At 52.7% G+C, this 15,718-nt stretch carries 13 protein-coding genes; 4 read left to right on the plus strand and 9 right to left on the minus strand.

What is annotated here, in order from left to right; translation table 11 throughout:
- The first annotated feature begins 557 nt into the window (after positions 1–557).
- Positions 558–1,382, plus strand: a complete 825-nt coding sequence (locus AB9F26_RS21330) for a hypothetical protein (RefSeq protein ID WP_369769038.1) — start codon at positions 558–560, stop codon at positions 1,380–1,382.
- Positions 1,383–1,468: 86 nt separating this feature from the next.
- Here AB9F26_RS21330 and AB9F26_RS21335 read toward each other — a convergent pair whose 3' ends face one another.
- The 8 genes from AB9F26_RS21335 to AB9F26_RS21370 form a co-directional block, all read right to left on the minus strand.
- Positions 1,469–2,626, minus strand: a complete 1,158-nt coding sequence (locus AB9F26_RS21335; RefSeq protein ID WP_369769039.1) for an NAD(P)/FAD-dependent oxidoreductase — start codon at positions 2,624–2,626, stop codon at positions 1,469–1,471.
- Positions 2,627–3,412: 786 nt separating this feature from the next.
- Entirely contained in the window at positions 3,413–4,837 is a 1,425-nt protein-coding gene (locus AB9F26_RS21340) for a gamma-aminobutyraldehyde dehydrogenase (protein WP_335586866.1), read from the minus strand.
- Between the two features lie 20 nt (positions 4,838–4,857).
- Positions 4,858–5,664, minus strand: coding sequence for an ABC transporter permease (locus tag AB9F26_RS21345; RefSeq protein WP_335586867.1), 807 nt, complete (start codon positions 5,662–5,664; stop codon positions 4,858–4,860).
- Positions 5,654–6,571: an ABC transporter permease gene (locus AB9F26_RS21350; protein ID WP_335586868.1), complete on the minus strand. Its 918-nt coding sequence runs from the start codon at positions 6,569–6,571 to the stop codon at positions 5,654–5,656. Before AB9F26_RS21350 ends, AB9F26_RS21345 begins: the two co-directional genes overlap by 11 nt.
- Positions 6,564–7,553, minus strand: a complete 990-nt coding sequence (locus AB9F26_RS21355) for an ABC transporter ATP-binding protein (RefSeq protein WP_369758150.1) — start codon at positions 7,551–7,553, stop codon at positions 6,564–6,566. Before AB9F26_RS21355 ends, AB9F26_RS21350 begins: the two co-directional genes overlap by 8 nt.
- A 66-nt stretch (positions 7,554–7,619) precedes the next feature.
- Positions 7,620–8,780, minus strand: a complete 1,161-nt coding sequence (locus tag AB9F26_RS21360) for an ABC transporter substrate-binding protein (protein WP_335586870.1) — start codon at positions 8,778–8,780, stop codon at positions 7,620–7,622.
- Between the two features lie 122 nt (positions 8,781–8,902).
- The gene (locus AB9F26_RS21365) at positions 8,903–9,811 is read right to left on the minus strand and encodes a LysR family transcriptional regulator (RefSeq protein ID WP_335586871.1); all 909 of its coding nucleotides are present in this window, start codon (positions 9,809–9,811) and stop codon (positions 8,903–8,905) included.
- Between the two features lie 743 nt (positions 9,812–10,554).
- Positions 10,555–11,004, minus strand: a complete 450-nt coding sequence (locus AB9F26_RS21370; protein WP_335586660.1) for a hypothetical protein — start codon at positions 11,002–11,004, stop codon at positions 10,555–10,557.
- A gap of 586 nt (positions 11,005–11,590) precedes the next feature.
- Here AB9F26_RS21370 and AB9F26_RS21375 point away from each other — a divergent pair.
- Complete coding sequence (locus tag AB9F26_RS21375) at positions 11,591–12,493, plus strand: oxidoreductase (RefSeq protein WP_335586659.1); 903 nt, start codon at positions 11,591–11,593, stop codon at positions 12,491–12,493.
- Positions 12,494–12,546: 53 nt separating this feature from the next.
- Entirely contained in the window at positions 12,547–13,152 is a 606-nt protein-coding gene (locus AB9F26_RS21380) for a hypothetical protein (protein ID WP_335586658.1), read from the plus strand.
- A gap of 293 nt (positions 13,153–13,445) precedes the next feature.
- On the opposite strand, the gene AB9F26_RS21385 is transcribed toward AB9F26_RS21380, so the two are convergent.
- Positions 13,446–14,390 (minus strand): homocysteine S-methyltransferase family protein, encoded by a 945-nt coding sequence (locus AB9F26_RS21385; RefSeq protein ID WP_335586657.1) that lies wholly within the window; start codon positions 14,388–14,390, stop codon positions 13,446–13,448.
- Positions 14,391–14,504: 114 nt separating this feature from the next.
- Here AB9F26_RS21385 and AB9F26_RS21390 point away from each other — a divergent pair, with 114 nt between their 5' ends.
- Positions 14,505–15,392 carry a LysR substrate-binding domain-containing protein gene (locus AB9F26_RS21390; RefSeq protein ID WP_369769040.1) on the plus strand — a complete coding sequence of 296 codons (888 nt, stop codon included), beginning with the start codon at positions 14,505–14,507 and terminating at the stop codon, positions 15,390–15,392.
- Positions 15,393–15,718: the final 326 nt, after the last annotated feature.

Genomic DNA, 15,718 nt, shown 5'->3' on the forward strand with positions numbered 1-15,718 from the left:
CGAACACCCGATCCGCGGCTATTTAAATGTCGGCTCTTGCCGTTGACGCGATCTCACCTCGCACAAGCAGCGAATTCACACTTTCCGCCCTTTGTGTCGATCGACATGAACGGCCCTAAGCGGACCTTCGCCGATGCCGCAGCGAATGACTGCTGCGAGCCCACTTTTCCAATTTTCTGTACTGCGGCGAATGTCGGGTATCGGAAAACCTACAAAACAACCGATGATATCTCGCCCTTTTCCATTGCTCACCGACTCTTTGGTGCAGTTCCACGAAAGAACCCTTTGGCGCGTTTTGGATGCAGAGCGGCAACTCTGTTCTGTGTAGCAAGTCTACACAACCCGATGCGATCGACTGTGGTTCGGCTAGATCGCGGGTAATTTTGACGACGTCAGCCATCCGGTTGTAAAATCGTGATTCCGGTCATGATTTAACTTTCGGGAAGAAGTCGAAAATCTGCCTTTGTATTTGGCACCTTGCCCCCACGTGCGAGAAGGTTGACCGGATGCGAAAAAGAAACCTTGGTGTCTTACCCAACAGCGGATAGAATCAGATCATGAATCAGGCATCAAACAACCCCGAAATTTCGTCTTTCCTGAGAAATTTTACCTTTGTCGAGGCCGCCGTTTTGGTGGTCGTCGGATTTGGTTTGTTCTTTCTGCCCCAGTACTTGCGCCCACTATGGGCTTGGGAAATCGCGCCGTTCAATGCTCGGTTCTTGGGGGGTATCTATCTTAGCGCGATGGTACCAGTTGCGTTGATGTATGTGTCTGGTCGCTGGTCGCCAACGCGACTTGTGTTGCCTGCGATCTTTACATTTACTTTCGTCGTTTTGGTGGCGTCTATCTATCATATCGACCGCTTTAACGTTGCGAAATGGCAGGTGTGGATCTGGTTTGCCCTCTATGTCACGCTGCCCGCCAGCGCTGCGTATCATTTGTGGCTGTATCGTAAGTGGCCTCGCGACCATCTTGAGGCGACGAGCGGGAAATTGCGGGTCTCGCTTCAGGTGTCGGCGGTTCTGTTCGGCGTTTACGGCGTGGGCCTGATTGCGGCCCCGGACTTCTTTAGCGGCCTTTTCCCGTGGCGCCTCGATCATTTTCACAGCCAGCTTTACAGCGCAGTGTTCTTGACCGGATTTGTGATGATGCTAACGGTGGCCAAACGTGCAACGCGAGCCGAATTGATGGCGGCTGGCGTGATGGAGATCGTCTTTGGTGCGTCGTCGATCCTAGGATTGGTGATTGTTGATCGCGAGGTTCACAACATCGACTGGTCAGCGACGAATACGATTGTTTGGCTGGCGTTTCTTGTCGCGATTACGGCGGTCGGCGTCGCAATGGCATTCGCCAACCCGGTTGTAACCAATCCTGAACATTGACCCTATGCCGGTAGTCTTACGCAGACAAAGGCAGAATCAGACCGCGAATCGGACCAAGCGTTTTGGGAGCCCAAATTCACTCCATTTCAAGGTAGTTCTGATTTCAGAATGCTTTTTGTAAACAGAGGCTTTTGCCAAAACATCGCCGCAAATTTGTTGGTTACTTCGTTCAACGTTTTTCCGGCGGCAAAACCTTTTATCAGACCGGAACTGATGGCGCGCGTTTTCAACATGCTATAGCCCCCTCGGTCCAGATTCTCGTAAAAAATTTTTGACACCAGTTCAGTGCGTACAAGATCTCGTCGAATGGGCCTCAGCGATGCGTGGTATGAATTTTTGGCGGGTTGCCCGAGCCTAAGCGCGTTAGCGACCGCAACTCCTGCCAATTCGCCCGACATGATTGCGTTGTGAATACCTTCGCCTAAAAGAGGTTCAGCCATGCCAGCGGCGTCACCCGCAAACAGAATTCTTTCTTGATTTTGACGATAGGATTTTCCACCAAATCCAAGCGGAAACCCTACGATTCCCCTGACTTTGTCGGTGCCCAGCTTCGCGTAGGAATAGGCGCGAAGCATATCTTTGCCTAATCGGATGTCTTGGCGGTTAGTGAATAAACCAACGTTGACATGATCGCCTTTAGGGAACAACCAACCGTAGCCAAATTCCACGTATCCGAAATTTAACTCCATTTCTGGCATTGTCGATAGAAGGGATCGATCCACGGTGCCCTCGACCGCAAAACCTCTTGAAAACGACCCATTCGGTTTTGCCATTCGGCGAATTTGACTGTTGGCTCCATCCGCCGCAATCAAATATTTCGCCGACAATTTCTCGTTCTGATTTATCGTCAAGCAAACACTCGACAAATTAACCGATAATTGCTCAATGGAGTTTATTTGCCGATATTGTGCACCGGCCTTTTTCGCGCCTTCCAGCAAAAGCTGATCGAGGTCCTGCCGGACGACAAAGGCGCAAATAAGCCCGGCAGCTGAAACCGTAACATTTTCGCCCAATCTTAATGTGAGGTTGATCTCATCTGAAACATGTTGGACGATTTCGTTAATGGGATAGGGAAGTCGAGCCAAAGTTTTGGCCGTAAGGCCACCTGCGCAAGGTTTAGCCCGAGGAAAGGAGGCTCGATCCAAAATCGTGACATTTATTCCCATCTTGGCAGCATGGAATGCAGCCATCGACCCGGCGGGGCCCGAGCCAACCACAATCAATTCGTGTATATCTAGCTTCAATATTTGTCCTTCGTTTCAAGATTTCTCAACTAGATCAGAGTATAGAAATTTTTCCAAATGAATTCTGTTGTTGCGTTGGGTATCCGAACAAATTTCGCAAGGCAGATCATATTGATGGACTTTGGTGATGGCTACTTAAATCGAATTAGCTAGCTTTTTGTGCGTCAACGACTTCGTGTGTCTAAGCTCGACAAAAGGACACCGAAATGCAATTAGACGCAGAGAGAGCTTTCGCGCAATTTTCGACTAATAAGCGCATTGAAGATACGGATTTCGGAAATTTCTGCCGCATCGAATGTGTGCTTTACGCTCGTGATGCTTTTTGCTGCATCTGCACCTAATCGAAAGCGGTCATTGACCTTCGTGATTTCTACGGCGGGTTTGTCCGCATAGCTGACCTCTATGCATGCCGCAGCGAAAGGCCGCTATCCGCCCTTATTACCGAAATATGCGTGATTCAGCAATTAGGCCAACTCACTCGCCCATCAATGTCGTGAACGGCCCTTTGTTGCCGTTCGCCTACCCTCGATAATGCCGCAGTGCGGCCCGTTAGACCGGACTTTCGCTGCGCCAGCAGAATCGAGTGATCGGTGAATTCACAGACTGCGGACAAACCGGCCTTGTGCAGGTGTAGCTTTCGCTCACGCAGAAACTCTTCGCGACTGCGGCACTGGAATTTCGGCGGTGCGGCAAACTTCCCCAGACCGGCCATTCATTCACGTCGCATCCTCGCGCGCAATGGCACCCTCGTGCCGGTTTTTAATGTTCACCGCTTGGTGCGTGGTTTCAGTGCGCGATCATGATGTGGCGCACCGCTGTGTAATCCTCGAGCGCGTACATCGACATGTCTTTGCCGTAGCCCGATTGTTTGACGCCACCGTGGGGCATTTCATTGGTCAGCATGAAGTGAGTGTTGACCCAAGTGCAGCCATATTGAAGCCGCGCGGACACCTCCATGGCTTTGCCAACGTCTTGTGTCCAGACCGATGATGCTAGACCGTAGTTGCTGTCGTTCGCCCACCCCACCGCTTCGTCTGCCTCGGTGAACCGGGTGATCGACACGACAGGGCCGAATACCTCGCGTTGCACAATCTCGTCGGTCTGAAGCGCGCCCGCGATCACGGTTGGCTTATAGTAGAAGCCGGGGCCATCGGGCGAGCTGCCACCTGTTGTGATCTCCATGTGTTTTTGCTCGCTTGTACGTTGCACAAAGCTTGCCACGCGATCACGTTGACGTTGCGAAATTAGTGGCGGAATTTCGTTCAAGGTATCGTCGGTTTGATTGTAAGCAATCGTCGCGGCGGCGGCAGAAAGATCCGCAACCAGTTTTTCATAAATCTTCGGCCCAGCATAAATGCGGCAGGCAGCCGTACAATCCTGGCCAGCGTTGTAGAAACTGAACGCCCGCATTCCTTCGACAACCCGGTCGAGGTCTGCGTCATCAAAGACAATGACAGGGGCTTTGCCGCCTAGTTCCAAGTGCGTGCGTTTGACAGTTTTCGATGCAGCCTGAAGCACCTTCTTGCCTGTTGAAATGTCGCCGGTAATCGAAATCATATCCACGCCGGGGTGGTTGATCAGCGTATCACCGACGCTGGAGCCTTGACCAACGACAACGTTCACAACGCCTTCGGGAAGGATCGCGGCCATGATCTGCGCAAGTTTCATTGCTGATAAGGGCGTTTGCTCGGATGGCTTGAGAACAACGGTATTCCCACCTGCAAGTGCAGGTGCTAGTTTCCACGCCATCATCATTACAGGGTAATTCCATGGCGCAATGGAAGCGACGACACCAATGGCATCGCGGCGCACCATGCTTGTATGGCCAGCCATGTATTCGCCTGCCAGTGGCCCATGCATATTGCGCACAGCACCTGCAAAATAGCGGAAACAATCGGCGACGGCAGGAATTTCTTCGTTGCGCACTTCATTGATGGGCTTGCCGCAATTGAGTGCCTCAAGCTGCGCGAGTTCCTCCAGCGATCCTTCAACTGCATCGGCGATCGCCAGCAGCTTCTCTGAACGTTCGCCCGGCGTCGTGCGTGACCAGCCGGTAAAGGCGGCGCGCGCGGCAGCGACGGCGCGGTCGATCTGGCGCTTGCTTGCTTCGGGCAGCATCAAGATAGTTTCACCCGTACGTGGGTTCAGTACTGCTTCCTCGATTTCGGTTCCAGCCTCGGAGGATGATCCGATCAACATGTTAGTTTCCATTTTACGTCTCCTGTTGAGAATTATTTGCCTTGGCCGGCAACGGTGTCAGTGCCCCGTGTGAGATAGTAAGCTCCGAGGATTGGAAGGAAGGTGACCAGAACCACAATCATCGCAACAACGTTTGTCACAGGGCGCTGGCGTGGGCGCACGAGTTCTTCGAGCATCCAGATCGGTAGGGTTTGCTGCTGTCCTGCGGTAAAGGTCGTCACGATAACCTCATCAAAAGACAGGGCGAAAGCGAGCATACCACCCGCGAGAAGAGCGGTTGCGATATTGGGCAGGATCACATGGCGGAACGTTTGAAAACTGTTTGCGCCAAGGTCCATCGATGCCTCGACCAAAGACCCAGACACGCGACGGAACCGTGCCACCGCATTGTTATAAACAACCACGACGCAGAACGTCGCGTGGCCCAGAACAATGGTCCAAAAACTGAACGGAATATCAGCCAAGTTAAATGCAGACCGCAACGAAATACCCGTGATGATCCCCGGTAACGCAATTGGCAGGATAACCATCAGCGATACCGCTTCGCGCCCAAAGAACTTTGTCCGGCTTATGGCCGCCGCACATAGCGTTCCAAGGACCAACGCAATTACGGTTGAGATCGACGCGACCCGCACAGATAGCGAAAGCGCCTCCCACACGTCGTCACGCGCCCACGTCACGGCGAACCATTTCAACGTCAGTCCGGGGGGCGGCCACTGGTAGGACTTGTCCTCGGTAGTGAACGCATAGACAAAGATAAGTAAAAGCGGCAGGTGCATGAAGGCCAGACCCGCAATCGCTGCAATTTTTAGGCCCATAGGCGCGCGATCAGAGTGCATCGAATGCCCCTTTCCGTTTGGCCCACCAAAGATAGAGACCCATGATAAGAATTGGGACGACTGCGAATGCAGCGGCCAGAGGAATGTTTCCTGCAGTTCCTTGGTATTGGTAAACAGCCTGCCCGATGAAACGGCGGGAAGATCCGACGATCTGTGGGATGATATAGTCGCCCAATGTCAGCGAGAACGTAAAGATCGACCCCGCAATGATTCCAGGAAATGCAAGCGGCAGAAGCACAGTGCGAAACGCCTGCGCTGGCGTCGCACCCAGATCGCCCGAGGCCTCAAGCATCGAATGCGGTACGCGTTCTAGCGACGCCTGAATCGGCAAGATCATGAACGGTAGCCAGACGTAAAGAAACACGAGGAACGTTCCGGTGGTGCTGACCGAAAGGGAATTCCCCCCAACGATCGGCAACGACAGATAGGCGTTCAACAACCAGCTGAGATGCAAGGTTTCGAACAACCAATTCAGAATACCTTCCTTGGCGAGGATCAGTTTCCATGAATAGACCTTCACCAGATAGCTGGACCACAAGGGCAACATCACGCCGAGGTAAAAAAGGGCCTTCCACGGGCCACGGGCATAACGTGCTGCGAAATAAGCAACCGGAAAACCAATGACCGCAGCTCCGATCGTGACCGCTAGTGCCATGGTGACGGTGCGCACGATGATGTCGAGGTTATAGGCCTTGAACAATTCGCCATAGGTTTTGAAAGTAAATTCGTAGTTGATCAGCCCTGAAAATTCATCAATCGAGAAAAAGCTTTGCGCCAGCAACGCGAAGAGTGACCCGAGGTAGATGATGCCAAGCCACGCCACAGGCGGGGCAAGCAGCGCTGCGATTAACAGGCGCGGGTTGCGCCAAAGGGTGTCTGATACGCGACCGAGAAAAGTATCAGACATCTACACCCTCCATCACATGCATGTCGGCACCATCCCAAGACAGATGGATCGTTTCACCTACATTGGGCGCGGTGTCCGACAAGGGGCACAAAACAGTGACGGTGGCTGCGTCCAATTGCACAGACAGGCGTGTCGCACTGCCAAGAAAATTCACGCTGCGCACGACGCCTGCGTGGCCTTGGGCTGTAATCTGAATCGCTTCGGGGCGCAGGCTTGCAGGATGTGCGATACCAACTATCGTCTGGACAAAGGAAGCAGGCAGCACATTGGATGATCCAACAAAGTCGGCAACAAACGGCGTCTGTGGGTGCAAATACAATTCACGCGGGGTTGCAACCTGCGCGATACCACCTTCGTTAAACACGGCAACGCGGTCGGCCATTGATAATGCTTCGCCCTGATCGTGGGTCACAAACACGAAGGTGATACCCAGTTTCTTTTGCAGGTCTTTTAGTTCTTCCTGCATCTGTTCTCGTAGTTTTAGATCCAACGCGCCTAACGGTTCATCCAGCAACAGTACCTTTGGCTTATTGATAATCGCCCGGGCAAGGGCCACGCGCTGGCGTTGACCGCCGGATAATTCGGATGGTTTGCGTTGCCCATATCCGCCCAAGGCGACCATCTCCAACGCCTCATTCGCGGTTTTATGACGGGCAGATTTCGACTGACCAGCGATCATGAGGCCATAGGCGACGTTGTCGATTACATTCAAATGCGGGAAAAGGGCGTAATCCTGAAACACGGTATTGATCGCGCGTTTGTAAGGCGGGACGTCCCCCATGTTTTGACCAAACACCTCGATTGTACCTGCTGTGGGCCTTTCAAACCCTGCGATAAGACGCAGGCAGGTCGTTTTGCCAGAACCCGATGGGCCTAACATTGCAAAGAACTCGCCTTCGGCAATATCCAGATCGACGCTATCGACCGCGCGAACATCTCCGAAATGACGCGAAACGCCACTGAATTTAACTGCTGCTGTCATACTTGATCCGGTCAAAAAGGTGCCCTGTCGGATCGTCCGACAGGGCTATGTTAGGCTATTTGGTGATTAGCGACCGCCGATGACACCGATGTAGTCGGATACCCAACGGTAATACGGTACGCATTCATCCTGGCTTTCGCAGGACGACACAGGCGTGGTCCAGAATTTGATCCGGTCAAATTCATCAAGCCCGTTCTTCGTGCAGCCTTCGGCAGTTTGCATTCCACGTCCATCCGTACAAGCCGCCGGAACCGCAGGATTTGCGCCAAACCAGACTGACAGGTCAGATTGCAAATTAGAGGCCAACGAATGCTCCATCCACATATACGCACAGTTCGGGTTTTCCGCATCAACGTGCATCATTGTGGTGTCTGCCCAACCGGTCGCACCTTCTTGTGGGATGGTAGACGCAACCGCAGCACCGTCACCCTGCAACAAGTTCACCTGAAACGGCCAAGACCCAGATGCAGCCATACCTTCATTCTTAAAGTCATCAATTTGAATAAAGGCATCGTGCCAGTAGCGGCTGACTAACTTACGCTGACCGCGCAGGAGATCGAGGGCGGCATCGTATTGAACTTGTGTCAACTCATAAGGCGAAGTGATCCCCAGCTCGGGCTGGTGATACATCAAATAGTTGGCTGCATCTGCAATATGGATCGGGCCATCATAGGCCTGTACGCGGCCGGCGTTAGGCGCACCGTCTGGCAGGTCCATTGCCTCAAACACGATGTTCCAGCTAGTCGGTGCTTCGTCAAAGACCTCAGTGGAGTACATCAGCACGTTCGGCCCCCACATATAAGGCGTGCCGTAATGGACACCGTCTACAAAGTGCCAAGGTGCTTCCTTCAGACGGTCATCTACAGTGCCCCAACTTGGGATCAGATCGATGTTTACGGGTTGAACGCGGTTGCCAGCAACCATCCGAAGACTTGCGTCGCCGGATGCAGTCACAAGGTCAAACCCGCCTTCGTTCATGAGCGCGACCATTTCATCGCTGGTGTTGGCCGTCTTGACGTTGACCATACAGCTGGTGGCCTCTTCGAACCCGGTCACCCAATCAAATGTTTCGACCGTTTCGCCACGTTCGAGATAGCCGGGCCATGCGACGATGTTCACTTGGCCTTCGCCAGCGCCTATTTCGGTAAGCATCTGTGCGACAACTGGTTGGCTTCCGATCACGATCGCGACCGTCAATGCAGTACAAGATCTAAGAGTTTTAATCATAGCAGTTCTCCCTGTTAGGAATTGTTGGCGTCGTTGCGCCGTTCGGATTTCCAACAGTCTGCGTGCATCTGATTGGATTCACAAATTCAATAATTAGAAACGTGATATCGATTTTTCCGATATCAATGGCCTTTTTGAGATTGGTGGGCCTGCGCGATAGCGATGAATTCTCGGGCGCTATCAGGCAGGGGTGATCCCTTGCGCCACACGATCCCGACCTGCACGACCGGCAATTCACCTGACACATCACGTGCTTCAATCTTGTCACCTTCAAGCGACCAGGGACGATACACAAGATCAGGGAGCACGGCCACTCCCGCCCCAGTCGCAACAAGAGACCGCACTGCTTCAACTGACCGTGTCCGGAAGGCGATTTTGGGGCGGCTCATGAGTGCTGAGATCGCATTGACCGCCTCCTTTTCCATTTCGTCCATGTTCAGCATGATCAATGGTTCTCGGGCCACATCTGCGAGAGTAATACTCTCTTGTTGCGACAGCGCATGGCCCAATGGCAACCAAAGCCGGAACGGCGAGACATCCAAAATCTCTACATGCAGCGCACTTTTCTCCTGAAGGTTTGATGTGATCATAACCGCCACATCCAATTCCCCGCCAATCAAAAGATGCTCAAGATATTCGCCGTTGTCTTCGATCGCTGTCACGTTGACCTGCGGATTGACCCGCCGGAATTTCGCCAGAAGATCAGACAGGACATAACCCGCCATCAGTGACGTCACGCCAAGATGTAAATCGCCAGACACTGTATTACTCTGGGATCTGAACGCATGCCGCGCGCTAGAGACATCCCCCAATATCGCCGTCGCATGGCGTAAAAACTGATGCCCGTCGTGCGTTATGGTCAGCCCGCGTGAATGGCGTTCGAACAGTTTGACACCCAGATCAGCCTCAAGTTCCTTTACCGCTTCGGTGATGGCACTTTGGGAAATCGACAGGGCTCTCGCCGCATGGCTGACGGAGCCGTGTTCGGCTACGACCACGAAGTAGTTTAGCTGACGTAATGTGAACGCCATTATTGTAAGCCTCCCATTACCCGCCAGACCCTGCGGATGTCTCTACAGGACCGCTATCATACAGAGCGAAAAAACACACGACAACAAATGGCTGTTCCAAACAAACACGTTTGGTGCGGCACGCGGCTCGTACAAGGCCGGTTAGTCCGCAGTCTGTGAGTTCGACGGATTTGTCTTGCTGCGCATTGCATGAATGGCCGGTTTTTCCGCCGCGTGGCGGCGCAGATGATTCTGCAATTGCGGCATTTTCTGTGCTGCGAGCGCGTGCAGCGAGAAAACCGAACTCACAGATTGGGCTCACTGCCGCCATTAGATCGTTTGCAGCATTCGTGGATTTGACCTCTTATTGAACGGCTGCTTTCGCCAGATTGCCCGAGAGCCCGCGCACTTGCAGCGAAAGTCCGCAATCCGCCCTTAGTTACATAATGTACATGGCGCAGCATTGAGCCTATTGAGCACCCGAAGTCGAACCCATTTATGTTAGCTAGCTCGGCTGATTTAGAATTTCGTCCATCCAACCCTCCAAAGAATCACGCGGATGCGAAGCCATTTTGCCTTGCTCCACCTCAAGGTTAAACGCCGCCCTTGGCGTCAGGAACTGATCAATAACCAGCTTGGGAAACAAGTCCCGCTTCACTGCTTCAAGCGTCGAGACCGCCAAAGCACAATTCGGAACTTGATTGAGTATACCCCAAAAGCGAAACCGAGAGAAATCCGCGAATTACACCTCTCCCGGTCAAATCTCAGTTGATGGACGCGTCGGCGCGCATCCCAGCTTCCTTGTGGCCTTCCAGCTCGCAGCTGATTTCGGTCAGGCTGACAGGCTGAATTGGCACGAAATACCAATCCACCGTTTTGTGCGGACCAACCTCGACCTCGCGGACCGAGCCTTTGATTTCGGCCACAAGTTCGCCGTCGGCATCCTCGATTTCAACCTTACGGGTGAAAATCCTCTCACCCATTTCATTCAGCGAAACCTCGTGCTTGATCTCGTCGACATTGATCATCCTGAGTTTGTAGGCCTGACCAGTCTCGAATTCGAACGTGTTGGGCTTGAAGTACATGCCATCGTCATTCGTCCCCATCTCGATTTCGACGGTAATCACGTTCGCCCTGCTCAAATCCCCAGCCGCAAACGCGCCACTTGCTGCAAAGGCCACCAATACCGCACCGAAAAGTGTGTTCTTAAACATCCTCATTCTCCATTTAGCTTTGTGAACGTCCCTCAAAACTAGACATCACATGCTAACCTGACGGCCAAATTACGGGTATGATCTCTGTCAATTACGTAGCCGTTAGGCGGGGCACACCTGACGCTCACTTATTTTGGGCATCAGATTGCCTTATAAGTTTTGGTGTATTTTCGGGTGTGCCGCACTGGGAGCTCTGAGGCGCCGGTGCAATTTCATGGGGTTTGAACGCAATAATAGCCCCCGGCGATTAGAGCGAAGGGGATAGGCTGCCTAGGGGCGTACTTTACGGGTATATTCTGCTCGGATATTGATGAAAGATAAGTACGGCGCTTCAGAATGCATGTTGTGTTTTTTTTGGCACTTGTAGTTAGAAAAAAGGCAGCTTCAGCTTTCAAACGAACCGCAGTCTGGTGCGAACGGCCCAAACCAGACCTTAGTGCACTGCGCAGCTAACGGCGGGTCTGAGCCCATTCTAACGGATGCTGCGGAAACGACCAATGGCAGTGAACCACAAGATGCTGACATTTAAAGTTGGAACTGTTACGCAGATATACAGGCAAAAACCCCAATGTAGAAAGCTTCTTAAATGACCTCAGAATTCCAACATTGGATTGACCAAAATCTCCCAAGCCAAGACGGCAAGACAATCCTGATTACAGGGGGAAATTCTGGAATAGGCTACTACGCTGCCTTGGCTCTGGCGAAAGCCGGTGCACACGTCGTTATAGCAGGTCGAAACCCCGATAAGATCGAGCAAGCCATCAAAAGCATCGAAGCTGAAGGGGTGGCTGGACATGTTGAGGCCGGAATTGTCGATCTGGCAAGTTTGGCGTCCGTAAAGCAGTTCTCAGAACAATTTAGAATATCCCATCCAAAGCTGGATGTTCTTATCAACAATGCTGGCGTGATGATGCCGCCTGCGGGCAAGACTGAAGACGGTTTCGAGAGCCAGTTCGGGGTCAACTTCTTGGGTCATTTTGCGCTGACCGGGCTCCTTTTTGATCGTTTGCAATCTACGGCTGGTTCAAGGGTTGTGACGCTCAGCAGCATTGCACACAGGGGCGCGCAGATTGATTTTGACAACTTGCGGCTGGAAAAAACCTACGATCAAAAGCGCGAGTACTACCAAAGTAAATTGGCTGACCTTCTGTTCACCTTGGAACTTGCGCGCCGCATTGATGCAAAAGAGGCGTCCGTGCTATCCGTCGCCTGTCATCCAGGGTTCACAAAAACGGAACTGCAACGACATGTTGATCCTGCAATGCTTGCGAAAATGACTTTCATGGAGGCTTGGCAGGGTTCGCTACCGACATTGCTCGCCGCGACAGGGGCGAATGTTATGCAAGGGGACTACTATGGGCCAGATGGTCCGGGCGAATTGGGCGGTTTGCCTGCGATTGGCGAGATCGATGCCTCCGCGCGGGATGCTGGCGTTGCGAAGCGGCTGTGGGAGGTTGGGCAGGACGTGACGGGCATTGCCTTTCCTTAAGAGCCGCCAGAACATCGGCCGAGAGTATAACATTTTTTGATGAGGCAAGGTTTATGCGAGATCAGAAATTTGAACCGCCGCGCGTGTCTCGGCGCAGAGTGCTATCAACTGCGTTTGCAGGCGTTTGCGGTATTGCAACCTATGCTACGGTCTTGCCCACGCCGGCCAAAGCCGCAGGAAACGAAAGTGCTCAGATGAACCCAACCGATCTTATCACTGCTCTGCGATCAATTGGAACGCCTGGTTGTCTGGCTGCCGCTGATAGGTTGGAAGCAGCAATCGGATCACAGGCCGGATTTGATCTGCATCTGCGGCGCGCAGGATTAAACCAAGCAGATGCACAGGTTTTAGCGGACGGAATGTTGCGAGCTAATGCTGGAAATGCGCTTTCCCTTAGGTCCTTCAGCGCAAGCTATAACCCTGAATTGGGAGACGTTGGTGCTGCCACATTAGCCACCGCCTTCCCGGCGACCATGACAGAATTGGGACTTGTAGGATGCTCTGTTGGAGATGCAGGTGCCCGCCCGATCTTGGAATGGGCTCGCAATGCGCCTAATCTCAAGATGATTTGCGTGGAGGGAAACAATTTTTCGGCTGGTATGAAAATCCAGTTCCGAGATTTGGCGTCTCTTGGCGGCAATATGCTGGTGGTGGCCTGATCTTACCCAGCCTTTGAAGATCAGACAGAAAATGAGATCATAATTGTCGATAAATGTATTAAGCCGCCATTGGCGCAGCTGCAGCGAATTCGCACTTCGTCCGCATACCCGACCTCGGTTCATTTTGCAGCTAAAGTCCGGAAAGAGCCCATTTTGCAAAATGCTGCACGTTGTACCAATGTCGGCTACGTGATCTGCAATGCTACCAAAGGCCGCTTTGCATTCGGAATGAAAAACTGAGGCAGTACAGAGAGGACAAGCCGATGTATTCTCAGATGTGTATCTCGGATGGCCTACGCAGCGGCCAGTAGCGCCCGTCCGATTTTTTCGACATGCACATAGTCCGTACCGCAACATCCGCCAAACACATTCATATTCGGGTGGGCGGCCCGGATTTCAACGTACTGGCTCGCCAATTCATCAGGATTGCCTTCGTCGAGATGGCCCAATTGGCACAAGGTCCCATGGTCCAACGACGACGCGTTGGCCCGAAGTCCACGGATGCGGTTTGCCCAAGGCTCACTGGCAAGTGCGGGGCCAAAATCGACGGGGTGCGCGCAATTGATCATGTAGTAGGCCGGTGCGCTTGAGGTCGCGGCGTCGACTATTTCAATCGCTTGTTTCAATGTTTCACCGCTCCGAAGTTTGCGGTTTTTCTCAATCGTAAAAGCAAGAACCGACGGTATGCCTGCCTCGGCTGCTGCCTTTGCGATGCCAATTGCCTCCGCCGTCGTGTTCAAGGTTAGGGCTGTGACGATATCAACACCTGCGACTTTGAACGTAGCGATCTGCTCTCTGTGGTAGGCTTCGGCCCTTTTGGCTGATAGTTCTTGGTTTGTTTTATAGGCGTCGCCCTTCGGTCCAATGCACCCACTGATAACGGTGTTTTCGGCTGTCAAACCAGCCTCTGCGGCGCATTCGCGGTAAAGTTCAAAACATTTATGGTTCATTTCAGCGAGACCTTGGGGGGAGTAACCAAGCAAAGCACCCCAATCCCGACTTGCCCGATAGGTCAGGCTGTCAAAGATGAAAGGCGTTCCGAGTTTTACGGCGACATTGGCGAAGGCGGTGTAATATTCCCGCAATGCGGCCGCTGAGCGCTTGTCGTTTAGAAGATGAAAGGCGCTAAATTCCGGAAGTTCAAAGCCGCGCTTATACATAAGCCAAGTCTCGGTTCCGCCATCGGTCAAGAAAATGTCGTCTGTGTGATGGGGGAGTCGGGGTGATATTTGTGTCATGTTGTCCTCCTGTCGCGTCAAAAAGGGACTGTATCCACAGCATAGGTTTTGGCGGCCACACCTGACAAACGATCATAAATTGACTTATAGCCTAGGTTTTCTAAGGTATAAGTCATGACCCGACGCTTGCCATCACTTAACCAACTGCGCGCCTTTGAGGCCGCTGCCCGCCATGAGAGCATCAAAATGGGGGCGGAAGAGTTGTGTGTGACGCCCGCTGCCGTTGGGCACCAAATCAAAGGTTTGGAGCTTGAGTTGAACACCGCTTTGTTCCGGCGCAAGACCCGAAAGATTGAATTGACGGAAGAAGGTCGCGCACTGTCTGAACATTTGGGAAGGGCATTAGATGCAATCGAACATGCCGTAGCAAAGGCTCGCAAGCCTGACCTAGCAGGAACATTGAAAATCACAATTGCCCCGTTTTTCGGGAATCGTTGGTTGCTACCGCGCCTGCCTGATTTTCACAGACAACACCCTAGCATCGAGATCATACCATCGCTTTCGTTCGATTATGTTGACCTTCGCAACTCCGGTTTTGACGCCGCCGTTCGATATGGCGCAGGCGATTGGGACGGAATGTCCAGCGTGCTCATCTGCAACGATGTTGTCAGTCCGGTTTGTGCACCGCAATTGATAGACGGGTGTCAGATGCCCCTGTCAGCAGGTGATATTTTAGCCTTACCACTGGCCTGTGGTCGGCGATGGCGCGAAGATTGGTCTGCTTGGGCCAAGGCGTCAGGGTCGAAAATTGCCAATCCTGAGAGAGTTATCGTGTACGAAAGCCGCGCATTCATGTTTGACGCGGCCCTGTCGGGGCAAGCCGTGATCCTTGCGGATTTGAAAATGACCGCAGCGGATGTGGCTGCCGGTAGCCTCGTTCGATTAAGCCCGATTGAGGTTGACCGTCCGCAAGGTCTCTATGTGGTGTCCGAGGCAACGCCGAACGTAAATCCGAGACTGCAAGTGTTCACAAACTGGTTGGAGCTACAGGCTCGCGGGTGACCTGTTACGAGCCAAATTTACCGCGAAGGGAATACACGGAGTTTCCTTGTCTACACGCCAAAACAGCCCTTGGCGCGGTTGCAGCGAATTCACACTTTGTCCCGCATAGCGGAAGTTGGAACCGAACGCAGCGAACGGCGGGTCTGAGCCCACTTTACCAGTTTTCTACAATGCAGCGAATGTTAGCTCTTGCGACTTGCTCGCCCCCCCCTTCGCCAGTTAAGGCGAAGGGGGGATGACACAGGAGGCAAAGATAATTGAGCCGCACTGGTAGCCTCAAAAATGTTTACAGGCCATTTTTCAATGCAGAGGCCATTGCTCAGCCT

Source organism: Falsihalocynthiibacter sp. BN13B15, assembly GCF_041205415.1.
GTDB lineage: Bacteria > Pseudomonadota > Alphaproteobacteria > Rhodobacterales > Rhodobacteraceae > Falsihalocynthiibacter > Falsihalocynthiibacter arcticus.